Genomic DNA, 26,595 nt, shown 5'->3' with positions numbered 1-26,595 from the left:
TGGAGGCTTTTTTTATTTACCCAAATCCTATTCCAGTTAGTACTTGGTTAGTAGGAGTTGCCGAAAGAATTACTATTTAAGCCACGCGTAAACCCCATTTATATTGATAATATTTTAGTAATTTGAAAACACTAGTGCTTAGGAAAGGAGGGATTACGAATGTCTGTGAAAAAGCTATTAACTGGATTAATCATTTCACTTGCGATGATTGTAGTTATTACTACTTTAGGATCACTCCGCGTATTGGCCGAATCCGACGTTGTGAGACAGCCTATTGAGGTTGAATTGAATGATGATTACTTTAATCCGAGTATCATCACTGTTCCGGTTGGGAAAACGACGACGTTGCTATTGAAAAACAAAGGAAATAGAGAACATACCTTTACGGTGAAAAAACTCGGAATTGACGCCGAAGTCCCGTCAGGAAAAGAAATAACAATTACCGTAAAACCTGAAACTCCCGGTACATATGAACTAATATGTCGGTTCCACTACTTGAAAGGAATGGATGGAAAAGTAATAGTCCAATAACGAGCGGTACCGGTCGATCCTTACTTTTTGATAAAGTGAAACTTAAATTCGTGGGGGTATCCATCCCCCACAGATTATGAGCTCTCACTAATCAGTTTTTTACTGGTAGCATAAAATCGTTACATTTTCATAGCGTATGAAATTTGTGTTTTGATGGTGCTATCCCATCGCCATCAAGTTAAGCTTATATAAGTTTAACTTTACGTAGAATTTTTTCTTTTTTCTAAAGGTCCAGTGTAAGTTCTTTAAAGATTTGCATACTAAATAAACCCTATTGGGTTTCAATTTTTTTGATTATGCTACATGATTGTGAGACATAGTAAAGTCATATACGACGCCTAAGATATCAAAGACTGTTTTCTTCTTGTACCGGTGAGATTTTCTCCCGTGTAAAAGATCATGAGAATAGCACTCAAAAATCAATTCTTGGATTCAGCACTCAATCATTAGAAGAGGCTATTTTATAATAATCATCCCCAAAAAAAAGAAACGAACAAAAATGTTCGTTTCTTTTTTTTGTGTTTAATGCTCAAGAAAACTTATAACCGCATAAGTATATAGAACGACTAGAGCAAAGGCACATATTCCCATAATTATAATCGCCAGTGCGCTTTTCTCTTGTCTAAACCCTATAATTCCAAGAATAAATGCACTCCACATTGTTACCTTAAGCATTGTAGAAAGGTTGGGAATTGAATATCCACTCAACCAGGTAGAGAAACTTACAATTACGGAAAAAGAGAACAAAGTTAGAACAATAGATAATATATTAATGTGCTTCCCATACTTCAGTTGCATTTCGCTACCCCCTTTTCTTTTCATTAGTGAATAATAGGTAGATGGCTATATTTTTATTCTATTCTAAATTTTCTTAAAAATCCACAACGAAAAGAAGAGGTTGTCCCAAAAGTCGCTGAATAGTTACTTTTAGGTAACCTCTTTTCTTTATTTTTTACTTTCCTGTAGTTTAGAGATACTTGCTTCTTTTTCAGGTAACGTATCAACAAAATCCTTTTGAGATTTTAATAAGTCAGATTGTTGTATCCAAGCCATAAGATCATCTAAAGATTTACGGGCTTCTTTTACATCGCCAGTAATACGATTCATGTTCAACTTATTAAATTTAACTAAAATTTCTTGTTGAATCTCACCTTGCAATGCATTGGCTTGCTTTGTTAATTCTTTATTTTCATCACTTTTTTCCTTTTGAACATTATTCATAGCTTTCCCGATTTCATGTTTATCAAAAGCATCTTGCGCTTTCTTTAAATTTTTGGTTTGTTCTAACTTACTTTTAATCTTCTTATCATCCTTCAACTTCAAAGCCTCTTGACAATTCTTTATAGCTTCGCTATATTTTTTATCCTTAATGTTCTTATCAGCTTTTGATGTATAATCTTCAAAGGAATTACTACTACAAGCTGCCAGTAGCAAGATGAATGCTAGAATTAACCCATAAAACTTAACATTTTTCATAGAACCTATGCCTCCCCTTCTATATGCATATACTTATATCATTACAATTTCTGTAAAAATCGAAAGGGATACATATGTTATCAATTTGATAAATATTCTGTTGGAGGCATTATGTATCATTTATTATCTTTTTCGGTAGACTGAATATATTCAAAGAAATCCGGTGGTTCTTCCATTGCTTCTTTTTTAAATTTTTCAAGTTCTTCACGTTCACGCAGAGACAATTTTTCTAGTTGGAGTACCACCCCATCACCATCAAGCTAAGAAATGCAAATACCCCCAAAACGAAAATTTTATTATTTTACAGTTATTTACGGGAATTCAGATCATTCAACTTAAAATAACTGTTAGTTTCCCAAATAATCAATATCTGATTTTATCTAATAGGTTTACAGAGGGTTATGTAAGGACACTATGCGTTAATATAATACTTCGCGACTTCTTTTATCGTAGTTTACCTGGAAAAGCTCTTCTCTACTTGGCGGTGGTGGGGGCTTTTTCTTATACACTTTTACTTTTTTAATTCTTTTAGCGTTACATCCCTAAAGAACTTTGAATAAGGTTTGTCGCTATCGTTTATCTATGGGATGCTATTTAATCTTTTAATAAATCTTCGTCTAAAAAGAGTTCGATGTCATCTAAATTTACACTTTCTTTTCTTTCATGAATTGAAAATTTTAAAATAAATTCTTCAAATGAGTTTGCTATAAGATAATAATATTCTTTTCCATCTTCGTTTATTGTTTCACCTTCATGATACCAATAATAAATTTTACCCCTGTATTTATTTTTTAAGCCTATACATATTAAATCTCCCCCGTCTGCATCTGCAATAGGCATTACACTACTTCCTAAAATATCCTTATAAGTTTGAATGATTGATTCAATTTCATAGGCATCACTAGTAATACCATAAAAGCCACCTATCGAGTCAAAACCATCCTTGGGAGTTACAGGGGTAACTTCAATTGGCTGGTACATTCTATTATCCTTAATAAAACACCCTCCATATTCAAGCAAAAACTCTTTGTAGTCTAATGGTAAATCTACACCATATATTCGTTTAATTGTTTCGATTGACTTATATGCATCTTCTTTTTTTGATACTACCATTTCCGAATCAATTATTTCATTTAATACTTGCTTTATTATTTTTTTCATTTTATTTTCCTCCTCTTAAATCTGATGCTGAACCTATATGTGGTATATTAGCATGTAAATCTGCTGGAATTAACTCAATTTCAGTAGAACTTTTATGGTGAGGTGTTAACCTTTTTTCTTTTAACCAGGTCTTTCCTTGATTCTTTGATTTAAAGTATACGCATAGGTAAATAGAGAAGAATGGAGGATTCTTACCTAACATCCTATATTTATATTTGAGTAGTATTTGGAAGATGTGAGTAAATACCATCAATATGAGGTTGTAGCTGATTTCTCGAATATAAAAACCTATATTGATAATTGTAGTGACCCTACACTAAAAGCACAGGTAAATGCTAGTACTATTGTGGTGATTATAGCAAATTAAAAGCACAAATTGGAGAGATAGCTCCAGGTTTTGGGACAATAAAAGGGGGAACACAAATACAACTTCCTTTAACAGTCGAACAATTAGAAGGATTGAAACAAATAAAATAAGGAGGATAATTTTAATATGACAAGAGATGAGGCAAAACGAATCCTATCAGAAGAAGGATTAAAATATTATAACTGGTTTCATGAAAAAGATGTGGATCCGGATGAGGTTCTAATTTATAAAGAGGATAATAAGTGGGTTATTTGTGCAACTGATGAGAGAGCGAGTATTGTAGAAACCTCAATTGCTCATTATGGTAATGAAGAAGAGGCATTAGATGATTTTATTAAACGAGTAAGATTGGAAAAAATATTAAAGCCATGAAGATAAAAGGTTGAGTTAATTTTTTTTGAATATAGTTAAAAAGCAGTAACCCGAAATTAATTTCAGGCTACTGCTTTTTAAGTTAGTCCTGGGGTCTCGCCACATTGCTAGCAAGCTAACAAAAAGAAATCCCCTCAAAGTGAAAAAAATACGTTATTCTTTCTGTAGAATCATAGGAAAGGATGGCGTTTTTTGCTTTATGGGTAGTGCAAAAACTTAGCTTTATAGCGATGGGACGGAATCCCTATAAAGATTTTTAATGTAATAAAATACGTTTATGTTACTATTGAATATTTCATCTCCTATTCCTTTGCTAAATGCCATTTAATGATATGTCCAGCGTGTGTAAGACCTCCTCCAAACCCATAGAGTAAGAGAGTGTCCCCGTTTTTCACCTTTCCTTCGTTCATACCTATTTCTAATGCCAATGGAATGGAGACGGAAGAAGTATTCCCCATGTATGTTACACTCGTTAATGTTTTATCCAGTGGGACACCTGATTTTTCACATATAGATTCAATCATTCGCAAATTAGCACTATGTGGAACAAACCAGTTCACCTCATCCAGTTGTAACTCTGCTTGACATAACAATTCTTTAATACCAATTGGTAGTGTCCGTGCTGCCCACTTATATACTTCTCTTCCATTTTGAACTATCTTCCCATGTGTTTTTAAAGGATTTCCAAACATGGTAGTAGATAAATTTTTACGATATACATGCATACCCCCTTCCCCATTTGTCCCAATATGGGTAGCTATAAAGCTAGACACTTCTTCATCTTTCTCTACTAAAACAGCTGCGGCTCCATCTCCAAATAAGATACATGTAGTTCGATCTGTATAGTCTGTAATCTTAGATAAGGTTTCTGTCGTTACAATTAAAATCTTGCGATGAAGACCAGATGTAATTAAACCATTCGCCAGATGTAATCCATATGTAAAACCAGCACAAGTAGCATTGAAATCAACAGCGCCTGTATGCTGAATATTAAAATGCTCTTGTATTTGGCAGGCTACACTTGGAAAAGTGTAGTCAGGCGTAGTTGTTGAAACGAGAATACAATCCACGTCGACAAGACTTTTATGATAACGTTCCACTAAGTTTTCAATAGCTTTAAAAGCTAATGTAGAGGCATATTCGTTATCACCAGCAATTCTTCTTTCCTTCATCCCAGTTCTTTGTACAATCCATGCATCATTTGTATCTACTAGTTTTTCTAAATCATCATTGGTCAGCTTTTTTTCAGGTACATAGGTACCAATAGCTGTAATTCTTGCTTTTGATTGCATACATTTATCCTCCTTTACTATTTTTACACTTAATTATATAATCAAATAATAGTACCAGGTGCTAATTATTGTGAATATTCGAACATGCTATTTTAGGGAATTAAACTAACTAAAATATCTAGCTATGGTATAAAGGAGAGAAATTCATGTTCAATATTCAACAAATTAAAGAAATTATTCCCCATCGTTACCCCCTATCGGATCATTGAATTAGAAGAAGGAAAGCGTGCAGTTTGGCTCAAAAATGTTGTGACTAATCAAGGGTTTTTTACCGGTTGTTTTTCTGGCTATTCAGTTATTACCAACATCCTTATTGTAGATGCCCTTTTAACATGAATAAAAAAAGTAGAAGTTTATTAAAAAATTTTTTGGAGAAGAACAATGCTAAAACCCTGTATTAATGGAGAAATAAAAGAAATTTAGAATAATTTAAAGGGAGAAGAGTGATGATTGATATTTTAAAGATTTTTGCGGCCTTAGTTTTGGGCTACCTTTTAGGCAGCCTTAATACAGCGGTGATTGTAGGGAGAATATACGGAAAGGACATAAGAAGCCATGGAAGCAAAAGCGCCGGGCTTACCAATACTCTGAGAGTACTTGGGAAATCTGCTGCGGTGTTTGTTCTTGCGGGAGATATATTAAAAGGGATAATTGCCTGTTATATAGGCTTGTTCCTTAGCGTTTACTTTTATTCGGGAGAGGCTAAAGATTGCGTAAGCCTTTTAGCGGCAGGCGCAGGGGCGGTTATAGGGCATAACTGGCCGGTATATTTTGGGTTTAAAGGGGGCAAGGGAGCACTTACAGCAGTGGCTGTGCTGTTTATGGTTGACTGGGTTATGGCCCTTTTATGCCTTGGCTTTTTTGTGATAATAGTAGCTTTAACCCGTTATGTCTCTTTAGGTACAATATGTGCTACATTGCTTATTGCGGTTATTTCATTTATTCCTGTTTTTGGGAATACCGTATATTTTTATATATTTGCATTCCTAATGGCGTTTATGGTTATTTTCAGGCATATGGAAAATATAAAAAGGCTGCTTTCAGGAACAGAAAATAAACTTATTTTTCTGCGGCGTTGAGCATGTCGTCAAAATAGAAAAAAATTGGGGTTAGTTAACCGTTTAAGGGGTACGGCAACGATTCTTTACTTTTGGAGCCACTCAGGAAAAATGTACTTTATGGCGTACCGCCACATGCCTATCAACCTAACAGAACAGGTTGCCCCAAAAACGATAAAAATGAACTTCGGTGCTAAAACAACACAAAATTTTCGTTTAGGGGGTACTTTAAAATCTTAGCTTGATAGCGATGTGGTGCTACCCCACCACCATCAACTTAATATTTTGAAGTATCCCCAAAATGATAAAAATAAACTTCTTTCTATAAATGACACAAATTTTTCATTTTGGGGGCATTATAAAATTTAAACTTGATAGCGATGTGGTAATACCCGTTTAGAACGATATCTTTGCCCTAAAAAAAATCGAACCATAAATTTGCCGGCAAGCTTATGGTTCGATTTAAATTATTTACTTTTAGTAACTACTCAGCCCCTCTATGAAAAAAAGCCAGAAAAGCATCTTTTTAAATGGGCGAGAGGGACTGGCCATGCATAGAAGCGGTCAGGGCCTTTTCCTGCCACGCGTAAAGCTTTAAAACAAAGAAAGGCAGCGAGGTGTAGGTCCATTTTTATCTTCATGGCTGGAATTATACTCCTTACCAAACTTCTAAATGAAATGTATAGCTGAATAGTTACCTTATTTTTCAAAAAAACATTCTGACTATTTCTTTTTCACTTCTTCTACAAATTCCCATGTCTCTCCGTTATCTTTTGATTGATAAAGTGCACTACTATCGCCATTGTAGTCTCCATCTGCCCCTTGTCCCACTAACATATTAAAAACCCCATCTTTCTCATATGGCATACTAGGAGAATCAAAAGGACTTATTGTGGACTGTGTATGATCTAATTTGACTTCATGCGGCGGATATTCTACCTTTTTGAAAGATACCCCCCCATCATCTGTGCGATATAACTCTCCCTCATTACCAGAAGGTCTAACTGCTCCTAAAAACCCAAGTTTATCATTTATAAAAGTGATTCCTGATACACTACCAATCCCCCTATTAAATGGGTCTGGATTGATAACCTCCCATGTTTCCCCTTCATCACTAGTCTTGCTTAATGAATAAAAGGCGCTCCCTAATGCTTTATCTGTCATATTTAGTTTATAACCAACTTCTTTTGATAGGAAAAACTGTTCTTTTTCATTCTTTAAATCTTGTTGTTTCTTCTCTTTAGGCCTATCTTCATTTGGAGGCGTCTTTGATTTACTCCAACTTGCGTCACATATTAAGTTATATCTAGCAGGTACTAGCTCTTTCTCTTTTCCAGGGACAAATATAGATACAGTATATCCAATGATTTCAGAAGCTGCTTCTTTAAGACTCTGCCCCTTACCATCCTCAGTAATATTAATAATTCCCTCTGTATTGGATCCCCAATTTCTTTTTCCATAATAAATCAACCCATACTTACTTTCATTCCACTTTCTAACCGTTTGCTTAACTGGAATCGCCTTAACCGTTTTAATTAAAGGTTCTACTAATTTATCATCATCATAATCAGGCTTTGCATACCCGTCTCGTATTATAGTAATATCTTCTGATTTCTTCTTATTATAAGAGATTAAATAAGTTTCTTCTTTCCCATCAACATTTTTCCCATAAACAAATGTATCAAACGCTGTGATTGTTCCATCTGAATGAAATGTAAGATCAAAATCAGTTGCCATATACAATTTCTTTGGCAAAGGATGTTTTTTATTTATATCTTCAAAAATACCTTCTACTCCAGATTCATATATATTATTATGTTTAAGTTTAACTGACCTTTCATGTTTTAACCTTTCTATAAACCATGCCAATTTGCCATTGTAATTTATTGCACTTTTATAAATCTGCATCCCATAAAATGATGTAATTGCAACAATAATGATAATAGAAATGGATCTCCATGCTATTGAATTAGTTAATTTTTTAGATTCATATTCTCTATTTTTTATCACCTGCATTGTAGTAAATGTAGTCATGGATATAAAAAGCACTATACATAATAACAAAATATAAATATTATAATTCATCCTTCCGTACTTACAGTATAAGGCTAACTCATAACAAAAAATGCCGTATACAATTATTAGTATTGGATTTGTTACTAATGACAGAAGTAACCTTTTTGCATTTTCCCTAAATATAGAAATCACTCCTAATTACATGAATTACTGATATTAAGTATACTTTATTGTAAAGTAACAAAAAAGCTATTTAATCTTGCCGCCAAAAATACAATAGACATCTGTCTATGTAAATGGCAGTTGTCTATTAAAGCCGTTTAAAAATCTAGTTGTTTCATAGACAATGGATTTTTGAGTGAATACTAAAGTTGCTTCATTTGGGAGCCAAATAATGAAAATGAACCCTCATAATAAACATAACAAATAGAGTATTTGCATTTAAACTCTATAAAACTCAAATGTATTTTTTTCTAGACATATTGCTTCATCGGAATTTTTGATAATAATATCAAAACATTGACTGTATGGATGCATAAACACTTCGTACTGAATCCGACGTTCTGCATGAGACCGCCTTAAATAATTGATATCGGCTCCCCTTTCAGCAATATCGCGGCTAGACCTTCTCATTAATTCTGTTTCACCATCTGCATAGAAGTAAATTTTTAAATCAAATAAATCGGGATTAATAAATGCGACACTCATTCCTTTTACAATCATTAGTTGAATAACCTAAGGCTGCTTCGGTAGCCATTTTTTTGTACCAACTGGCAGTTTAGTTTTCAATATGTGAAAAGGGATTTCTAAGTGATTAATTGAATATATATTTATTGTTTACTAATTTTTGAGAGGCCCCATTATGGGAGATAAACTTTACTGTATTGCTATCAAGTTCTTAATGAAGAAAGACTAAGAGCTTCGCACGGTTCTGTAATAACTTATAGTAATGCTGTGACGGGATCTCCTGTTAGTGAGATAGGGTGTTTTTTAATTTATTTATCATAATAACGTACCACGAAATTGCAACTCTCGTCCTCAAGAATTATTTCTTTTGGGTGAAAGTTTTTTTATTATATAAGTTTCATTCTGTCATAATTTAAAGTTTTCGAGAGGAGAAATGATATGAATTCTATTTTATTAGATGTTCCGTTACAAATAGAAACAGACAGACTAATTCTTCGAGCACCACTTCAAGCTGGTGACGGGAATGTCGTACACCAAGCTATTAAGGATTCAATTAATGAGTTAAAACAATGGTTGCTTTTATTCCAGTCAATCCCTACTGTTGAAGAAACGGAAATTATCCTGAGAAATGCCCATATAGATTTTTTAAAAAGAGAAAGCTTTCGCTATCTTATCTATCATAAGGATACTAATGATTTTATTGGAACTGCTAGCCTTCACGGAATTAATTGGAAGATTTCTAAATGTGAAATTGGATACTGGATTAACACGCAATTTAGTGGCAATGGATATATGACAGAGGTAGTAAGTGAGTTAACAAACCTTGGATTTCAGTTACTCAAATTTAGAAGGATTGAAATAAGATGTGAATCTACTAACACTAAAAGTCGTATGATCCCTGAAAAATTAGGTTTTGGGCTTGAAGGGATATTACAGAATTTACGATACGGGAAAGCCCACGCAGGACTTTAGTCCGTCTTTAGACGTGGGATGAAAGCATCGTTTTTGCATAGCAAAACATGGTATACTTTATTCATAGTCATGCAAAAGACTCTAAAACGACTGTTCTCTGAAAATAGAATACATATGAGGTTGGGGTAGCCAATTCTTCTACTCCTTAAAATGTATTAAGTCGTCATGCAAAAGACGTAAAAACATTTGAGAACGAACAATCTGTACGGTATGGTCACAGTACCGTAGCCCACGAACCTATATGGTCTGTTGTGGGAGTGGTGATGGCACACCGCAATCTTGCACGTCAGCGATACCAGAAATGGACTTCGCCTTTGGTAGCAAGAATCCCACTGACGTTAGTCAGCTGGCCCCTTTAGGGGTGGGAGTGTAAAGTAATGAAGATCTTTCAGCTGACAGTAAAAAACTAACTGATACCTGCATCTATGCAAAGATAAATTAGATTAAAAGTTTAATACTCAATTGAGTATGTTTACACAGTTTATTCCCCTTCTAATCCGTTATTATGATTTGTTTAGAACTATAGTACATCAATATGTTTAAAATGAAATGTACTGAACTGGTATATTCTATTAAAACAAGAAGATTTACTTCTCATATTAATAACATCAGTATTATATGCAAATGTTACAATCATTTTATAAATAAATTACTTTATAAAGTTATAAAATTGGGACCGTACATATTAGACCTATCTAAAATGTACGGTCCTTTTGTTTACTAGTACTTATCTAACCTAAAGATAAGTATGTGGTCCTTTTACAATTTGAATTTCTTTGTAAGCTTCTTATATTTTCTATATGAACGTCTAACAATGTTTAACATGAAATACGGTACTTTAACAGGGAAAGGCAATTTATAAATGAAAGGCAAGTAAAAGGTGAAATATGCCTTTTCTAAGTCTCTCCACTTACTATCTTCTTTTGTTTTTAAGAAATCAGATACATCGACTACATATCCCCTTCCGTTTTCCATCATCACATTTTTTCCGTGAACATCACAAGGAGTTAATCCTTGCTCCCTTGCATACTCTATAGCTTCATTGATATCAAGGATTACCTGCTTAGGAATCTTAATCCCCTTATGAATAGCATCGTATAAGGTAATTTCTTTTAAACGTTTCAATACTATGAAATTTTCTCCTTTATACATAAGCTTCGAATAAGAAGGATGATTTCCGATTCTTCGGTATACTTCTGACTCTTTTTCAATTCCTTCTCCTTCTCGCGCGTAAACTTTCACTACCCAATCTTTGTATTCTTTGTGCATAAATACTGCGGCATAATTACCTGTCCCTAAACACTTCCAAAGTCTAGGAATATCTTTAACTACTATAGGCTCGAATTCATCCTCACTTCTTATGCTTACCTCTTTTAATAATTCGTCCTTTATCAATCTCACAAAACTATTTATACTCATCATTTCCACTCCGGTTTTGCTACAAGGGGTACTACCCCATACCCATCAAGTTAAAAAGTACCTTCTTTCCTAATACGAAAAAAATGAGCAGACTTCACTAAGTAACTAACTTTAGCGAAATAAAATTTTCATTTAGGGGGGTACTTCAAAACCTTAAAATGGATATTCTACGCAAATATATATTATTGATACAATAAGTTATGTTAACTTCACATGATTATATTATACAAAAACTCAGCAAATACCGTTACAAAAAGTGTACAAGCCATATCTACTCTCTCTAAATAGTTTATTGCGAATCTATTTTAAGGAGAATTCTTACATCACAATTTCATAAATCTAAGGTTTCAAACTATTCATTACGAAAAAAAGACCGTATTACTACGGTCTTTTTCTCGCTCTTATGCAAACACTATGACTGTGTAACTTTATTAGAAACAAGTAGTTTTTCAATACATATAGGTAACATGTCTAATAACGTTTCAAATGCATAATTTACGTCCAGACGCTCCGTCCATTGATGTGCATCTTTTCCTACTGGTCCCATATTTAATACTGGAACGTCAAACTCTTCTAATTCCTCTAGTGGAATCGAATAACCTTTATCCCATAATGGCATATTGTCTACGAGAGAACTCATTGAATCCAATGGGTTTTGTAAGCCCACATAGCTTAAATCTGAAATTCCGCCAAAATAATTTTGGTTTTCAAATGTAATGCTATGATTATAGTGGGCATACTTTTCCATTTCTACAACTACCTCTTTAATTAAAGGATTGTTGCGTGAACTCACAGCTGGATAGTATGGCGGTGCAAAGAAAAGTACAATCATTGGAGCCTTTTCTTTACATAAGATAGCTAATTTGTCTACTAAATCAATAGTTACCGCACGATCATCTTTATCTTCTCTATTTTTTATAATATCGGATTGAATTTCATCTATTTTTCCTTGCCCATGTTGTTCAATTGCATAAGCAATAAGCTCTTCATACGTTAATACATATACTTTAAGATTAGGCGGTATGAACGGATTATGCTTAGAAAAATGATACGCTCGCTCCTCATACGATTCTTCAATTTTCTCTGCTACTTTCGTTACTTTTTGGCGTAACAATGAAACTACATCTGTCATCGTTTTTTCTAGTAAAAACAAATTAAATAATGTGACTGCACGATGAGGAATTTGTACAGAATAATCCTCCTTTAAGTCTCTTTGAAGCAAGTTAGTTGGTGGAGGACTCGCTTCACCATCTACAATATCGCAAAGGTCAGTATTCAACTCTAATTCAGCTGTTAATAATGCAGCCATATAACTCCCATTTAATCCTGCAAAAGGTTCGCCTACATGTGTCTCTTTTCCATAGCAAAGGAAACCAGGTAACACCTTACCAATAGAACCAGTATAAATATACTTATTTTGGTCACCAGGATGCCTTGAAAACATAGGCTCTGAATTTAGGACCGTTTTATACTCTAAGTCATGTTCTCTTGCTAAGTCTAATAATCTTGGAACAGCGGCTCTCATCCCTACAGAGTTCACTTCTTCATCTGGAACAGCCAATAAAAGAACATTCCCATCAAATCTTCCTTCACAAGCTTGCTCAACCATCGCCATTTGTAAGGCTAGACCACATTTCATGTCCATCGTTCCTCTACCAAAGAGCCAATCTCCTTGTTCAATATCTTCACGTACATGATCTGGTAGCTCATCTTTATGAGAATAAAACATAGATGTTAATTTTTTAGGGTTAAATGCATCTTCTTTCCATACTCCGTAATCTTGTACATCTACAACATCAAAGTGACTAACAAGAATTACAGTATTTTTTGTACTATCACTTTTCTTTACTAGAGCTGTAACAAAATATCGTCCATCCCCCGTCAGATTTTTTTGCAAATGATGCGGATTTTGTTTGAAATACTGTAAGTCAGATAGTTGTTCTACAACAAAGTCTGGCAATATAACTTCAGCTTCTGAACCTGTAATACTAGGAATTTCAACAAGATTGCTTAATAATTGAACCAATTGTTCTTTAGATTGCCACTTTGACATATAAATCCCCCTATTTTTCCGCATTATGAAATTCATTTCCAATATATGAATAAAAAATGACGACAGCTATCAAAATTATAATTTTGCCGTTTGGCAAGCTTATGGTTCTTTTTGTTTGCGGCAAAAATATGCTTCCAGGATTTGAAAAATATTTTTAATATCGCTTTTAAATAAAATCACTGTTTTTATTTAAAAGCGCGATGTTTTGCCCCTTTGGATCTGTTTATCTAAAGAGATGTTTTTATAGTGAAAAGAAGATCTGAACTGAAAGGCGGATTAAGAAACTGCTGAGTAGCAATAAAGTTACTCCACTAAAGGGCCAGATTGTTGAGGAACGTTTTCAGGAAATTAGATTATTCGAGTTTGAATATATCATTGAGATTATGAAGGTTTTTTACTTAAACTGACGGGGCAGTAATACTCAATTAAAAATAATGGTAAAGTTAGCGAAAAGAAGAAGGATTGAAAATTGTATAGATTCATTCATTGTAATACATTTTAAGTTTTTGTGTGGCGAGGTATTTGAGAAGTAAGAATGATTTCATCAAAAAAACATTGAAGCTCCAACGGGTTTTTATATGACTATTTTTCCAGACCCAATTTAACATCACAAATTACAAATAAACATTCTATACTTTTGGTTAGATTTTTTATATAGTTTGATTGACAGCAAAACCTAAGAAAAGGGGTGTTATTCATTGAGAATCACTTGTCACCTTGATCAATCTGATTTACAAGAGTATATGCAAAAAGTCTTTGATACCAGTTATTTGGTTTCTAGTGTAACGAAAATGCATGGCGGTGCACAAAAGGTAGTCTATAAGATTGATTGCAGCAATGGATTTTCCTGCGTTCTGTATGTTTGGGATCTTACCATGAATTATTTTCAAGAAGAAATAGCAAACCGAGATATACATGAGCACTCCTATAGTAGTGATTTATTTGAATTAAATAACAAGTATTTAATTCAACAAGGAATTCAAACTCCCCTTCTATATGATCTGAATAAGGAAAGAAACCGTCATCCTTATGATTATGCTCTCGTTGAATATGTAAATGGACAAAAGGCAGAAGTTTATTTTCAACATTCCGATTCATATGTTAAAGATAAAGTGTTTCAGCGGATAGGAGATATGCTGGCAGACATGCATGCCAACGAGAGACTTACTCATGGGAAAGTGAATCAAAGTGGGATCAACACGGAAAAATGTCATCACTTGCAAATGAAGAATGCAAAAAGAGATTTAGATTACGCATGCCAACATATTGACAGCATCAGGGCTAGTCATAGCAATCTACTCGATACATTGTACGAGCTTGAATCAAAAATTGAAACAAGAAGTCGTTATGGATTTATACATGGGGAACTCGGCCCCGATCATGTATTAATTAATAACAAACTAGAACCTTATTTGATTGATATCGAAGGAGCCGAGTTCTTTGATATTGAGTATGAGCACAGTTTTTTGCAGTTTCGATTTGGGGATTATTATCGATATTTAAAGAATGATACTCTCGACCCCAACAGGATGTTATTCTATCGATTCCATCATCATATATCCTTAACTTCAGGCGGGTTGAGATTGCTTCACAGAGGATTTCCGAATCAACAATTTGCAAAAGATCTAACCGATTACCATTCCCGTTGTGCACTGCGTTTTATTGAAGGTTGAACTTATGTCATTAAAAATTTAAAGATAGACAGGAGTTAAATACAATGATAAAAGGTTTCGGAGGAATATTTTGGAGAACTAAAAATCTTGATGTTATAAAAAAATGGTACAGTGAAGTGTTGAAAATTGAAATAGAAAATTGGAACGGGACTGTGATTAAACCCGAATTAGGAACTGAGACTATCTTTTCTTTCTTCACTGAAAATGACAATTATTTCCCAACAGAACAACAAGTGATGTTGAATTTCCAAGTACATAATCTAAACGAGACTATTCAGCATCTTGAACATATTGGTGTACCTCTTGAAAAGAAAGAAGAGATTAATGAATTTGGAAAGTTTATTTGGATTAAAGATCCTGAAGGGCGATTGATCGAACTTTGGGAGAAATAGCCGGTTGTAATCATTTGCTATTAAGCTAACAGATGCTTTAGTTCAATAAGGTAAATAAAAAAAGTGCATCTCCGTTTATTAGACACAGTCTAACAATCGGAGGTGCACTTTTTTAATCTAAATTAATACTTTTAATAAAATCAAAATGATTTTCATCAGCTAATTTATCGATATAACCTGTTATATACAGATTTGCTTTAGATACTTCTGTATTCTTAAACTCAGAATAAAAATCAGGAGAAAATGATACTTCTAAAACAATACTATCCCCAGGTTTAATATTTAACTTATTACCTTTAGCTAACACTCTAAATGGATTTGTTGTTTGGCCAGAAACAGTAGGTGATTTAGGAAATGAAAACATAACATTATTTTATACAATAATATAATCGGTATTATTAGTCATTTTTATTTTATAAGATATTTCAGTGTTCATATTAAGATTTTTAGAAATTAATTCATACACTATTCCATTTTCAACATCTGCTTGTTTAAAAGTAATATTATTTTTACTAGAACAAGCACTCAAAATAAAAAACAAAACCAATATGATTATTCCATATTCTTTTTTCATTGATCTATTACCACCTATCAGTAAACACTATATCCTCTTTGGATTGTCATAACATTTGAAACGTACGTAACACTAGTAATACTCTAAAAGCTAGAATTAGAACCGATAATGACAGTAGCGTCCAGTTCCTTGTTTCTAGCGACTTTTGTGCTAAGCCCAGCACCAGCAAAGATTTCAAAGGCCCGGGGTGCCTGAACTTCGCTCGTCTCTATCAAAAGATGTCCATCCAAAGCTAACCAGAGTAAAGCATCTTCTGCTACTCTTCGCAGAATGTTAAGACCATCTTCTCCTCCGTCAAGCGTTACATTTGGTTCATATAGGCGTGCCTTCCGGGGGAGAAACTTTATTATTTCAGTAGGAACGTAAGGTACGTTCGCAACTAGGATATTTACATGGCCCTTAAGTGAGTCTGGTAGAGCTTTATACAAGTCACCTTCAAAAGCACGACCGCCAAAATTCGTTACATTGCGGCTAGCGCATTGTACTGCGATAGGGTCAATGTCAACAGAATACAATTCAACTCGTCCCAAAGCTGCTGCCAGTGCGGCACCCACCGCACCTGATTCACAACATAGATCAACAATGATATCGCTAGAACGCGACAGGACCTCTGTTTGATGAACAAGGAACTCGGTACGTTTACGCGGTACAAAAACGCCTCGATCCACTTCTATTCGTAGACCACAAAACTCCGTGTATCCAACAACGTATTCCAGAGGTAAACCGTTGACTCGCATTTCTACCATTTTCATAAGGTCCTCTGGAGTTAGTGCCTCTGACATAAGTAACCGGGTCTCATCTTCTGCAAAAACACAACCGGCACTTCGAAGCTTGCTAACTATATATTTTTCCATTTTCATATCCAAAAATAAATTTGTTTTATTCTCTATATTATCTCACCACTTTTGATAAAGTTTGTTTGTAATTCAGAGTTCGTTAAAAATAGCTAATATCCTTTTTCAATAATCTGATTCTTACATAAACTGTCATTTGATGGGCATATTCGTTCTATGACCATCTCTTTCCCTTGTATATAGAGCATTCTTTTCAATTTCTGTTTTCGTTTATATCTAATTAACAGAGATATAAACGAAAACACATATTTTTACACTATTTCGATTTATATATACAAACTATATTTTTAACGTTTTGGGCTATTTGCTTTGCTTAAGTTGATTTGCATAGATACTACCCCTCTTTGAAATATTTCAGTTCAAAATGAAATAACATTTCAACATAGACTATTAATCTACCTAGACATTATGACAACTACCTTAGATATCTGAATTTTCTATACATTAAAGGTTATCACCTAAACAACCTCGAATATTGTAATAAACATACATAACATAAGGAGGTTGATCTATTTTGTTTCGTTCATTTACAAATGGATGTGTTGCTCTTGTGCAGCGTTTCTTACCAGAACCGTTTATTTTATCATGTTTATTAACTGTTTTCGTTATCTTCTTCGGCATGTTTGCAACGCACCAAACACCGGTCGAAATGATTACACATTGGGGCAATGGAATTTGGGGACTTCTCGCCTTTTCTATGCAAATGGCTCTTGTACTCGTGACAGGATCTGCATTAGCAAACGCTCCTCTTATTAAAAAAGGATTAACGAGAGCAGCGAAATTACCGAAAACAAATGGACAAGGTATTATTGCTATTTCAATCGTAAGTTTACTAGGAGCATACATAAACTGGGGATTTGGTATTGTTGTATCGGTTTTATATGCAAAAGAAGTGGCCAGACAGTTAGAAGGATTAGATTATAGGTTAGCAATTGCTTCTTCCTACTCTGGATTTCTCATTTGGCATGCAGGCCTTTCTGCTTCTATCCCTCTTACGTTAGCAACAGGAGGCGAAACGTTAATCAAAACGACCGCTGGGAGTATTAAAGAAGCGATTCCAATAACAGAAACGTTATTCTCGCCATACGCTCTCGTTCCGGTTATTATCTTTCTCGTTACGATGCCTCTTATTAACCGAGCAATGCATCCAGATGAAAAGCATACAATTACTGTAGACCCTATCGTGTTCCATGAAGAGGCTGCCGCTCAAGAAGTGGAGCAAAATACGTTCGCTGAAAAAATGGAAAATAGCATAATTATTACACTTTGTATTGGATTATTAGGTCTTATTTATATTTTCAACTACTTTTATACGAAAGGCTTTAACCTTACACTTGATATCGTTATTTTCATGTTATTGATTGCGGGTCTTATTTTCCACCGTACTCCGATTCAATATATTCGCGCTTTCTCTGACTCAACTAAGAGTGCTTCAGGCATTTTACTTCAGTTTCCGTTCTATGCTGGAATTATGGGGATGATGATTGGAGTAAATAGTGAAGGGCTTTCGCTTGGAGGAGCTATTTCTACTTTCTTTATTAGCATTTCAAATGAAACCACATTCCCGCTCTTTACATTTTTAAGTGCTGGCATTGTAAATATTTTCGTTCCATCTGGAGGCGGTCAATGGGCAGTGCAAGCACCAATTATGATTCCAGCTGGCGCTGAACTTGGTGTACCTGCCGCGAAAACAGCGATGGCAATTGCATGGGGCGATGCTTGGACAAATTTAATTCAACCTTTCTGGGCATTACCGGCATTAGCGATAGCTGGTTTAGGCGCGCGTGATATTATGGGATTTTGTGTTGTTAACTTACTATATGCAGGATTTATCATTAGTCTATGTTTCTTATTTATTTAAACGAAAAGCTAGTTTTATACTAGCTTTTTTATATAATAAATCATTCGTTATCTATACAGCTTATTACCTTCCTCCACTCTACCTCTGCATGATTTAATGCTTCATATGTAAACAAATCTTCACATACTTTTTCAATCATATGAGGATTGTTCTTAAGGAAATTCCACTGCAATACTTTAGGAAGAAAATATGTTCCATATTCTTTACTTCCCTTTATTACCTCATCAACTTCTCTTTCACAAATCCCTCTTATTAAATAATCATTTCTTAATTGTATCTGAATTTGTTTTAACGTTTCACTACACTTCTTCAATTGGACTAAACACTTAATATACGTACGAAAAAGTTCGTCATCATACTTACAGCACTTTATAATACGATCGATTTCATTCATAATGTACGAGCCGCTTCTTCTATTTGTAACAGCCATTTTTCACGCTTCGTTACTTTACTCGTTTTCACAGATTGAAAAGCAGAACGTTTTATATTGCGAATACCACAAAAACGCAAAACCCCTCTTTTCATCATAATCCAATCCGCTGATCGATATAATAGTGCTACGTACCATAACGGTGAGTCTAACGTATTAATAACCCACGCCTTCTTACCTTTAAATAAGCCTTTCGGTAATGCCCCCTCATATTTATAAGCAAATCCAGCTACAAAAATACGATCGATAAATCCTTTTAAAATAGCAGGCATGCCCCACCACCATATCGGATATATGAAAAGAAGAATATCCGCCTTCTGCACTAATTCTCTATATCGCTTCGTCTCTTCTTCATTTAGTAAATCACGTCTTTTCTTCTCTTCATTAAATACAAGCACTGGATCAAATTGTTCTTTATATAAATCAAGTAGCGTAACAGAATGATTTGTTTCCTCAAGTCCTTTTTGCACATGCTCTAAAATTACCCCATTAAAGCTTGAAGGATTAGGATGAGCGTATATAATTAGTACGTTCACTACAAAACAACTCCCTCTTTAGTTAAAGTTTCCCCTTCTTTAACATCTTCTCTACGATTTGCACATTTTTCGAACTTTGTAACAAACGATTTAATACTGTTAGTAACTCTTCTTTTTCTAAACCGTTCAGTTTCTCTTTAACCGTACTCTCACCAGCACCTTGAATTTCATACACAACTGCCGCCATATGTTTACAATAATTTTCGTACGGACACTCGCAACTACTTTCTGCAAAATCTTCAAGATCAATAACCACTTCATAATTTCCTGCATTACCAGTCACAAAAGCAAATACTTTATTATCATGTACTTCAACATCTTCTACATGTCCCTCTTCATAATATTCATAACCTCTATCAACAATATATTTCGGAATATACCTATGTAGTTCTTTTAATAAATATGCGTACATAACAACACCTCTTCCTTTAATTCCCTTTTGACTTCCAAAATCCTGCATGTTATTCTAATAACTGTCAAGTAGCGAGTCTACGTGACAAAACGACTGACACCTATTCGGCGGAGGTGTCTCTTTTCATTTGCAGCCGATATGAAGTGCCTCTTTCAGGCACATTCAATCTTTGACACTACACACTCAACACCATTCCCTTGTATCAGGCTGCTTTAGCAGTCTTTTACGCTACATACTTCAAAAAAAAGAGAGCTCAGCTCCCTTTTCCCGCCTTATAAAATACCCCTTTTTCAGCATAGCGATATTCATCATCAGCTAAAGTAATTTTCCCATCCAGTTTGAGTTCATCTAATAGTCTTGATAAATAAAATTGATGTAACATTTTTTTAGTGAATTTTCCTTCATGATGCGAAACGATATGTTCTTGAATATCTAACAATGATATTGGCTTATCTTGCTCTATCATATATTCATAAACTGTACTACGCAGTTTTACGTATTTTTCGAGTGTCACAGTACTTCGCAACCCCTTTCTTCTTAATATAAATTTTCGTAATCGGTTTTTTTGCAACAAAAAAACCTCTCCGATAAGAAGAAGTTACGTATATCTTCGTCTTATCTCCCAGAACAAATATGTTCTGCTGGAATTAGCACCTGCATCGCGGTTGCTGGGTTTCATCGGGCCAGTCCCTCCACCTCTCTGGATAAGAAAATATTCACTTTAAATTTAACTATACGTAATTTTATTATAATTGTCAAATAAATATAAAAAATTATATTTTCTTATTTATTGTTCATACTACAAAAAGATGTACAAAAGGAGGCTACTACTTTGAAAAAGAATGCTCGTGGATACGTACAAGATTCTTTTCATTCCTTACAAGAAGCGAAACATTGTTTAGAAGATGCATTACAGACTGTTGAAGAAGATTTTAATCGCGCACGTATTGAACAATCCCTTTACGCTGTAGAGCAAGCTCTTCAACGTTGCGATTACACCGTTCACATTTTAGAACAAGAATGAAAACTTCCCATCAAAAGATGGGAAGTTTTTTTCAAATGGCATACTTCATCATTATTACCGTTATTATTAAAAAATATACAGAATTAACAATTTCTAAAATCCCTACTTTTAATATAGAAATCTTTTTGCCATACAACATAATGGCCCGAATTACACTTGGTACAAATATGAGTGAACACCATGGATTTATAGCAAATACAATTACCGTTAATACAATATGGTATCCCCAAGATATAAAACGATACTTCGGATTGTTTTTTTCACGAATCATCGTTTTCACATAAAACGTACTTCCTAAAAAATATAGAAATGAAATAAGCGCAATGAATAATGCTGTTTTATCTATGAATTTCACGGAGAAATAATAACTGATTAAGCCGCCTATACAAAACACTATAATCGCACAAATATCATTTAGTAATGCTCGTTCATTTTTTTGACGAGCGTAATACATATTTACAATAAACAATGGAATCATTAATACTGCGAATAAAAGAATTCGCCATTCATATAATAAAGAAATCATCCCAAATATAAATGCAATGATAAAATAAACAATTGCAGCGTGTAGAAATTCTTTTTTTCGTCTTTGCCTTATGTACATGAGAAATGGATAAGTGGCTAGATAGATAAAGAACCAGGCTAAAAACAGTGGGATATGATAAAAAGTAGGTTTACCAAGTAATACACTTAATAGAAATGGTATGACAAGCATCGCCCATGCTCCATGTTGCTTCGGAATAACTAACTTCATTAACTATACACCTCCCTCTTGAAAATAATTCTCACCTACTATTATACAAATAATTTCATATAATAACGGATATATATTGAATCTATTTTTTGACAATAAAAAATGCTTCTTACAATATGTAAGAAGCATGAAAGAGGCAAACGAATATGTAAGTCGCGACCCTACCTTATATGAGTATGCTTTTCTATGTCACGTTATGCTCATCTAATATACCGTATTTCTTTTTAAATCTTGTGAGGATCGTAATCCATGACGTACTAAATAACAGAAGGAAAATAACATTCGATATCGCATGACTAAGATCGAAAGAAAAACTTGCGACATAGTAAGCAATAACTGTTTCCCACGTTGCTTCCTGTATAAAACCAAGAAGACCCCAAAAATTCATAATCCAGCCAAATAGAAATCCAACGGCAAATCCGTACAACAGTCTTCCCCACAGTTTTTTCATTAAAAATGTATTACGTAATAGTCCAGCTATAAACCCGATCATGCCCCAAGAGAACATTTGCCACGGAGTCCACGGACCTTGTCCTAAAAAAATATTAGATACAATGGCAGCCGTTGCCCCAATCATAAAGCCAGTTTCACTTCCAAAAACAATTGCAGAAACGATAATGACAAAAGAAGTCGGTTGTACACTTGGTAAAATAGAAAATGGTACCCGGCTAACCGCTGCAATCGCCGCTAACACAGCAACGATAACAATTTCACGTGAAACAAACGCCTTCCTTTCAAAACGAATATAGAAAGGTAACATAATGACAGCTAATAAAAACAAACTACTTACCATGTAATACCCGTCCATAATAAAAGTCGTAAAGAGTAGTGTACATATTACAACGGCAAAAATAAATATTATAAATGCAACATATCGTTTGGACACGCTTCGTACACATCCTCCCACGTTAATGCAAACGGCAACTCTCTACGGATGAATCGATTAATAGATGTTGTATAAAAGAAGTTACCACTAAAGAACTCTTTCGGTGCATCATTCATAATGACTTTCCCGTCAAATAACATCATACATTGATCAACGTATTTCGCTGCAAACTCAATATCGTGCGTTGCCATTACAATAGTTGTACCTTCTTTTTGCAACTGTTTAAATAGCTCTCCAACTCTTTCCTTTTTCCATGGATCTAGTCCCTTTGTCGGCTCATCCAGTAATAATAAAGTTGGCTTTGACAATAAAGTTGTACATAATGCGAGTAGTTGTTGCTCTCCCCCGCTACAATCATGTGGATGGCGCTCTTTAAGTGAATCTAACCAGAACTTTTTCAACATTTCTTCTGCTATTACTTTTCCCTCTTCTCCATATAATTCACGCGCGCGCTCATAAACCTCTTCCCACACTGTATCAAATGTAAAATGATAATACGGGTGTTGTGATACGTACCCTATACTTTTAAATCGTTCTTTCGAATCAATTTTATGTATCATTTTTCCATTCCACTTTACCTTACCTCTTCTAGCTTTTTGCAATCCTACTAAAATCGTTAACAGCGTAGACTTCCCGGTTCCGTTTTTCCCAACTAGAGCTGTCCATTTTCCCTTTTCGATGTTCACTGTTAAATCGCGTAAAATAAGTGGACTACTTTTTTCATATTGAAAAGATATATGTTCTGCACTTAAAATTACTTCTTGCTTTTCACATTGTTCTACTTGCCCATTCCTATATGATATCGCTGAAAAATCATTCATTTTCATTTGTGCTTCTCGCACTGTAAATGGAATCTCTTTCACATTCCACTCTAAAAACAATCTTGGAATTTGCGGAATGAATGGACGAAACTTTTCTACTTCCCACATGTTCGCTATCACACTTTTAGAAGTACCATCATAAATGATTCTGCCATTATCCATACAAACAACGCGTGTTGCGAGCGGTATAACTTCATCTAAACGATGTTCACTTAAAATAATCGTAATTCCAAGTTCTTCATTAATACGCTTTAACAATCCTAAAAACTCTTTCGCAGCAATCGGATCTAGCTGCGCTGTCGGTTCATCCAGTAATAGTAGCTTCGGCTGCATAACTAATACTGCTGCTAAATTTACTAGTTGTTTTTGACCACCAGATAACGTATGAACAGATTGGTGCAATAAATCTTGAAATCCTAAAAAGCTAAGGAGTTCCGCTATTCTTTTTTGAATAATATGTGATGGTAACCCAATATTTTCTAAAGAGAATGCTAGTTCTTGAATAACTGTATCCATTACGAGCTGATTTTCTGGATTTTGAAATACCATACCAATTTCTTGTGCAGATAATAAATCTGGTACATCTTCTAATAAAGCACCATCGTAATATGTATGCCCAGAACGCGTGCCAATTGGAAGTAACTCCTTTTTAAAATGTTTCAATAAAGTTGTCTTCCCAGAGCCGGAACCGCCAGCAAGTACTATAAATTCTCCTTTTTGAATAGAAAGAGAAATATGCTGTAACGCTTCTTCATTTTCATCAGTATATATAAATGATAATTTTTTTATTTCTGCATGCGCCACCATATCCATTCCGATACGATAAACTTAACTAAATCTATACAATTTAATCAAATTTACACAAGTTAGTGCTTCATCGTGTTCTCGCAACCCCGAAGGGACGAGGGGTATAACACTCCACACGAGGCAGTATCGTTACCTCCTATTATCAAGCATTTATTTTACCCATCTTGATAAATTTATCGAAGCATTTACATCCCTATCGTGATGGCTATTGCACCCAACACAACACCACTCACGTATTTTTAAACTCCACTGTCCTTCTGGTTGAACTGAATGGTCGTATTTTACTCCACAACTTGAGCAAATCTTGCTTGAGGCGAACCATTTATCAGCTTTTACATACTCAATGCCATACTTCTCACACTTGTATGATAAACATTGAAAGAAGAAGTTTAATTTTTGAAATGAAAATGCTTTCGATAGTTTTTTGTTTTTTAACAGGTTTGAGATATATAAGTCTTCCACAACAATCCTCATTGGTTTGGTTTTCACCAATTTAGCTGTTGCTTGATGGATATGGTTATTTCGGATATTCGTAATTTTCCTAGATAACCGAAGGTGCTCAGTTTTAGCTTTTTCATATCCGGCATATTGAAATTTCACACCTTTTTTAGATCTCCTAGACATATCTCTTTGCGCTGACTTTTTCCTTTTCAAAAGTTTTTTAACCTTAGCATCTTTGTTTATATTTCGTTCTTTCGTACCATTAGAAGCTACAAACAACTCTTTTAAACCAACGTCCACACCAATCGACTCATTGGTTAGTTCTTGTGGTTCGAATTCTTCTTTGAACCCTACACTAATCCACCAGTGACGACCATCAAATGTAACTCTTGGATTTGATGGTTTTTTGTTTCTTGGTAGTTGTTGGCTTGTTTTCACTTCTCCAATAGACTGAATATCAACTACTTTCTTTCCTATAATCAGTCTTTCATAACTGGCATAAAATCCTTGGATTAAATCTTTTTTGGTTTTATAAGAAGTGTGATAGCCATTTTTGTACTTTTTGAACGAATTTTTTCGCGCCTTGTCAAAATCTTTTGAAGCCTGTTTGGGAACTTGTGCGTTGATGTCATTTAACCACTCATATCGCTTTCGCTTCTTGATCTTTGTAAATCATTTCTGTAAATCTAACTGTGAAACAGATTTTCCAAATAGCTTATAATATCTATCACTCATTCTTTTACAATAGTTATAAGCAAACCTTGAAGCTCCAGCATGATTTCGAAGCACTTTTTCTTGTTCAGGCGTTGGAATCAGTCTGACTTTCTTCGCCAATATCATCAGAAGTCAACTCCTTGATTATCTGTTTGGTCTTTTTAGAGCGCTTGCCTTGAAGTTTACAACTAAATACTGTAATGATTTGAACAAGGTCTTCTACGACCTCCTGTTCTTCTGTTTTAGCAGTATTGTCAATTACTTCAATCGCTGTTCCATGTAGTTGACAGATCTTTTCAACCAACTCATAACCGAACCTCACAAGTCTATCTTTGTGCATGACAACAATTTTTTCAACCTCATTGTTCTCAATGCGTTCAATTAACTTGTTAAAGCCTTTTTTCTTATAGTTGATTCCAGAACCAATATCTTCGATAATTTCAAATTGATAACCTCGCGCGATAAGATAATTGCTTCATTCTATCGACTTGTCTTTCTAGGTCGTTTTTTTGACTCGAAGAACTGATTCTACAATAGCCAATTACTGTGCGATTATTTGGGCGCTCCCCTTTTAGATAATGAAAGATTTGTTCTTCTGAATAGTAGCGTGTTCCACCAGCAGTCACCTTTTCAGGTACTAATTCACCGCTTTTGTGCATTCTCCTAAGACTACTAGGATGCAAACCTGTTAATTCCGATACTTGACTAACTCGTAAAAATTTCATTATTATTCTCACCTCATTGGATTCACCATAGAACATACGTTCAGTAGATTCAACGAGATTTGATAGATTTAATTAAATTTATCTTGTTCAACTAAGGGCGCAAGTCCTTAGCCAGTTCTCTTATGAACTTCTCATGTTTTCACATGAGCGCAGACTATATGTTTATCTCTTTAGAGATAGAGGATTTTTCCATCACCATAGGCTTGTGATGTACTCTCGTCAGTTATACGAGATAGTCGTTGAACGTTCATCTTATCAATTTTAACTTAGATGATTCGATGCGGAAG

The 26,595-nt window shown here is 34.5% G+C and carries 24 protein-coding genes, 5 pseudogenes and 1 riboswitch; of the genes and pseudogenes, 9 read left to right on the top strand and 20 right to left on the bottom strand.

Annotated elements, in window-relative coordinates; all coding sequences use genetic code 11:
• Positions 1 to 159: 159 nt before the first annotated feature.
• Positions 160 to 531, top strand: coding sequence for a cupredoxin domain-containing protein (locus ABH955_RS02140; protein ID WP_404453097.1), 372 nt, complete (start codon positions 160 to 162; stop codon positions 529 to 531).
• 522 nt (positions 532 to 1,053) lie between these two features.
• Here the strand turns inward: ABH955_RS02140 and ABH955_RS02135 are convergent.
• The 4 genes from ABH955_RS02135 to ABH955_RS02120 form a co-directional block, all read right to left on the bottom strand.
• Positions 1,054 to 1,329 carry a hypothetical protein gene (locus ABH955_RS02135; RefSeq protein ID WP_002084476.1) on the bottom strand — a complete coding sequence of 92 codons (276 nt, stop codon included), beginning with the start codon at positions 1,327 to 1,329 and terminating at the stop codon, positions 1,054 to 1,056.
• Between the two features lie 147 nt (positions 1,330 to 1,476).
• Positions 1,477 to 2,007 carry a hypothetical protein gene (locus ABH955_RS02130; protein WP_404453095.1) on the bottom strand — a complete coding sequence of 177 codons (531 nt, stop codon included), beginning with the start codon at positions 2,005 to 2,007 and terminating at the stop codon, positions 1,477 to 1,479.
• Between the two features lie 116 nt (positions 2,008 to 2,123).
• Entirely contained in the window at positions 2,124 to 2,252 is a 129-nt protein-coding gene (locus tag ABH955_RS02125; RefSeq protein WP_404453093.1) for a hypothetical protein, read from the bottom strand.
• A gap of 349 nt (positions 2,253 to 2,601) precedes the next feature.
• Positions 2,602 to 3,168, bottom strand: a complete 567-nt coding sequence (locus ABH955_RS02120) for an SMI1/KNR4 family protein (RefSeq protein WP_404453091.1) — start codon at positions 3,166 to 3,168, stop codon at positions 2,602 to 2,604.
• 493 nt (positions 3,169 to 3,661) lie between these two features.
• Between ABH955_RS02120 and ABH955_RS02115 the strand changes: the two genes are divergently transcribed.
• The gene (locus tag ABH955_RS02115) at positions 3,662 to 3,907 is read left to right on the top strand and encodes a hypothetical protein (RefSeq protein WP_404453087.1); all 246 of its coding nucleotides are present in this window, start codon (positions 3,662 to 3,664) and stop codon (positions 3,905 to 3,907) included.
• Between the two features lie 302 nt (positions 3,908 to 4,209).
• Here ABH955_RS02115 and ABH955_RS02110 read toward each other — a convergent pair whose 3' ends face one another.
• A complete protein-coding gene (locus tag ABH955_RS02110; RefSeq protein ID WP_404490822.1) occupies positions 4,210 to 5,199 on the bottom strand; it encodes a ketoacyl-ACP synthase III in 990 nt (329 codons plus the stop codon).
• 146 nt (positions 5,200 to 5,345) lie between these two features.
• Between ABH955_RS02110 and ABH955_RS02105 the strand changes: the two are divergent.
• Both ABH955_RS02105 and plsY read left to right on the top strand, forming a co-directional pair.
• Positions 5,346 to 5,526 (top strand): annotated as a pseudogene (locus tag ABH955_RS02105) (hotdog family protein); the annotation flags it as partial.
• Between the two features lie 119 nt (positions 5,527 to 5,645).
• Positions 5,646 to 6,278: a glycerol-3-phosphate 1-O-acyltransferase PlsY gene (plsY, locus tag ABH955_RS02100; RefSeq protein ID WP_404449694.1), complete on the top strand. Its 633-nt coding sequence runs from the start codon at positions 5,646 to 5,648 to the stop codon at positions 6,276 to 6,278.
• A 702-nt stretch (positions 6,279 to 6,980) separates the two neighbouring features.
• Here the strand turns inward: plsY and ABH955_RS02095 are convergent.
• On the bottom strand, positions 6,981 to 8,465 hold the full coding sequence (locus ABH955_RS02095; RefSeq protein WP_404453083.1) for a WD40/YVTN/BNR-like repeat-containing protein: 1,485 nt from the start codon (positions 8,463 to 8,465) through the stop codon (positions 6,981 to 6,983).
• A 249-nt stretch (positions 8,466 to 8,714) separates the two neighbouring features.
• A pseudogene (locus ABH955_RS02090) lies at positions 8,715 to 9,002 on the bottom strand (uridine kinase); the annotation flags it as partial.
• Between the two features lie 396 nt (positions 9,003 to 9,398).
• Between ABH955_RS02090 and ABH955_RS02085 the strand changes: the two are divergent.
• Complete coding sequence (locus ABH955_RS02085; protein WP_404453081.1) at positions 9,399 to 9,932, top strand: GNAT family N-acetyltransferase; 534 nt, start codon at positions 9,399 to 9,401, stop codon at positions 9,930 to 9,932.
• Positions 9,933 to 10,691: 759 nt separating this feature from the next.
• Here ABH955_RS02085 and ABH955_RS02080 read toward each other — a convergent pair.
• Both ABH955_RS02080 and ABH955_RS02075 read right to left on the bottom strand, forming a co-directional pair.
• The gene (locus ABH955_RS02080) at positions 10,692 to 11,360 is read right to left on the bottom strand and encodes a protein kinase family protein (RefSeq protein WP_219375737.1); all 669 of its coding nucleotides are present in this window, start codon (positions 11,358 to 11,360) and stop codon (positions 10,692 to 10,694) included.
• Between the two features lie 403 nt (positions 11,361 to 11,763).
• Positions 11,764 to 13,404 (bottom strand): M20/M25/M40 family metallo-hydrolase, encoded by a 1,641-nt coding sequence (locus tag ABH955_RS02075; protein ID WP_404453078.1) that lies wholly within the window; start codon positions 13,402 to 13,404, stop codon positions 11,764 to 11,766.
• A 743-nt stretch (positions 13,405 to 14,147) separates the two neighbouring features.
• On the opposite strand from ABH955_RS02075, the gene ABH955_RS02070 reads away from it, so the two are divergent.
• Positions 14,148 to 15,077 (top strand): phosphotransferase, encoded by a 930-nt coding sequence (locus ABH955_RS02070; RefSeq protein ID WP_404453895.1) that lies wholly within the window; start codon positions 14,148 to 14,150, stop codon positions 15,075 to 15,077.
• A gap of 44 nt (positions 15,078 to 15,121) precedes the next feature.
• Positions 15,122 to 15,469: a VOC family protein gene (locus tag ABH955_RS02065; protein ID WP_404448583.1), complete on the top strand. Its 348-nt coding sequence runs from the start codon at positions 15,122 to 15,124 to the stop codon at positions 15,467 to 15,469.
• A 112-nt stretch (positions 15,470 to 15,581) separates the two neighbouring features.
• Here the strand turns inward: ABH955_RS02065 and ABH955_RS02060 are convergent.
• Both ABH955_RS02060 and ABH955_RS02055 read right to left on the bottom strand, forming a co-directional pair.
• Positions 15,582 to 16,043: pseudogene (locus ABH955_RS02060) on the bottom strand (hypothetical protein).
• 83 nt (positions 16,044 to 16,126) lie between these two features.
• Positions 16,127 to 16,897: a putative protein N(5)-glutamine methyltransferase gene (locus tag ABH955_RS02055; protein WP_404453076.1), complete on the bottom strand. Its 771-nt coding sequence runs from the start codon at positions 16,895 to 16,897 to the stop codon at positions 16,127 to 16,129.
• A gap of 514 nt (positions 16,898 to 17,411) precedes the next feature.
• Between ABH955_RS02055 and ABH955_RS02050 the strand changes: the two genes are divergently transcribed.
• Positions 17,412 to 18,758, top strand: a complete 1,347-nt coding sequence (locus ABH955_RS02050; protein WP_404453074.1) for a short-chain fatty acid transporter — start codon at positions 17,412 to 17,414, stop codon at positions 18,756 to 18,758.
• A gap of 40 nt (positions 18,759 to 18,798) precedes the next feature.
• On the opposite strand, the gene ABH955_RS02045 is transcribed toward ABH955_RS02050, so the two are convergent.
• The 4 genes from ABH955_RS02045 to ABH955_RS02030 all read right to left on the bottom strand — a co-directional run bounded on the left by ABH955_RS02045 (position 18,799) and on the right by ABH955_RS02030 (position 20,710).
• Positions 18,799 to 19,152 carry a group-specific protein gene (locus ABH955_RS02045; RefSeq protein WP_404453072.1) on the bottom strand — a complete coding sequence of 118 codons (354 nt, stop codon included), beginning with the start codon at positions 19,150 to 19,152 and terminating at the stop codon, positions 18,799 to 18,801.
• Complete coding sequence (locus ABH955_RS02040) at positions 19,149 to 19,724, bottom strand: NAD(P)H-dependent oxidoreductase (RefSeq protein ID WP_404448577.1); 576 nt, start codon at positions 19,722 to 19,724, stop codon at positions 19,149 to 19,151. Before ABH955_RS02040 ends, ABH955_RS02045 begins: the two co-directional genes overlap by 4 nt.
• Positions 19,725 to 19,746: 22 nt before the next feature.
• Positions 19,747 to 20,136, bottom strand: a complete 390-nt coding sequence (locus ABH955_RS02035) for an SWIM zinc finger family protein (RefSeq protein ID WP_002165383.1) — start codon at positions 20,134 to 20,136, stop codon at positions 19,747 to 19,749.
• Between the two features lie 253 nt (positions 20,137 to 20,389).
• Positions 20,390 to 20,710, bottom strand: coding sequence for a hypothetical protein (locus ABH955_RS02030; RefSeq protein ID WP_002084449.1), 321 nt, complete (start codon positions 20,708 to 20,710; stop codon positions 20,390 to 20,392).
• 38 nt (positions 20,711 to 20,748) lie between these two features.
• Positions 20,749 to 20,847: riboswitch (SAM riboswitch) on the bottom strand.
• Between the two features lie 121 nt (positions 20,848 to 20,968).
• Between ABH955_RS02030 and ABH955_RS02025 the strand changes: the two genes are divergently transcribed.
• Positions 20,969 to 21,160: a hypothetical protein gene (locus ABH955_RS02025; protein ID WP_002084448.1), complete on the top strand. Its 192-nt coding sequence runs from the start codon at positions 20,969 to 20,971 to the stop codon at positions 21,158 to 21,160.
• A 31-nt stretch (positions 21,161 to 21,191) separates the two neighbouring features.
• Here ABH955_RS02025 and ABH955_RS02020 read toward each other — a convergent pair whose 3' ends face one another.
• The 5 genes and pseudogenes from ABH955_RS02020 to ABH955_RS02000 form a co-directional block, all read right to left on the bottom strand.
• Positions 21,192 to 21,914: a YwiC-like family protein gene (locus ABH955_RS02020; protein ID WP_404453070.1), complete on the bottom strand. Its 723-nt coding sequence runs from the start codon at positions 21,912 to 21,914 to the stop codon at positions 21,192 to 21,194.
• A gap of 184 nt (positions 21,915 to 22,098) precedes the next feature.
• A complete protein-coding gene (locus ABH955_RS02015; protein WP_002165382.1) occupies positions 22,099 to 22,800 on the bottom strand; it encodes an ECF transporter S component in 702 nt (233 codons plus the stop codon).
• Positions 22,773 to 24,434: an ABC transporter ATP-binding protein gene (locus ABH955_RS02010; RefSeq protein WP_404453068.1), complete on the bottom strand. Its 1,662-nt coding sequence runs from the start codon at positions 24,432 to 24,434 to the stop codon at positions 22,773 to 22,775. Before ABH955_RS02010 ends, ABH955_RS02015 begins: the two co-directional genes overlap by 28 nt.
• Before the next feature lie 144 nt (positions 24,435 to 24,578).
• A pseudogene (locus tag ABH955_RS02005) lies at positions 24,579 to 25,709 on the bottom strand (RNA-guided endonuclease InsQ/TnpB family protein).
• Positions 25,669 to 26,308: pseudogene (locus ABH955_RS02000) on the bottom strand (IS607 family transposase). The pseudogenes ABH955_RS02005 and ABH955_RS02000 overlap by 41 nt, the downstream one beginning before the upstream one ends.
• Between the last annotated feature and the right edge of the window lie 287 nt (positions 26,309 to 26,595).

Source organism: Bacillus sp. RC240 (assembly GCF_044907945.1).
GTDB lineage: Bacteria > Bacillota > Bacilli > Bacillales > Bacillaceae_G > Bacillus_A > Bacillus_A mycoides.
Note: the sequence above shows the minus strand (reverse complement) of the source record. Positions and strands in the feature narration are given on the sequence as shown.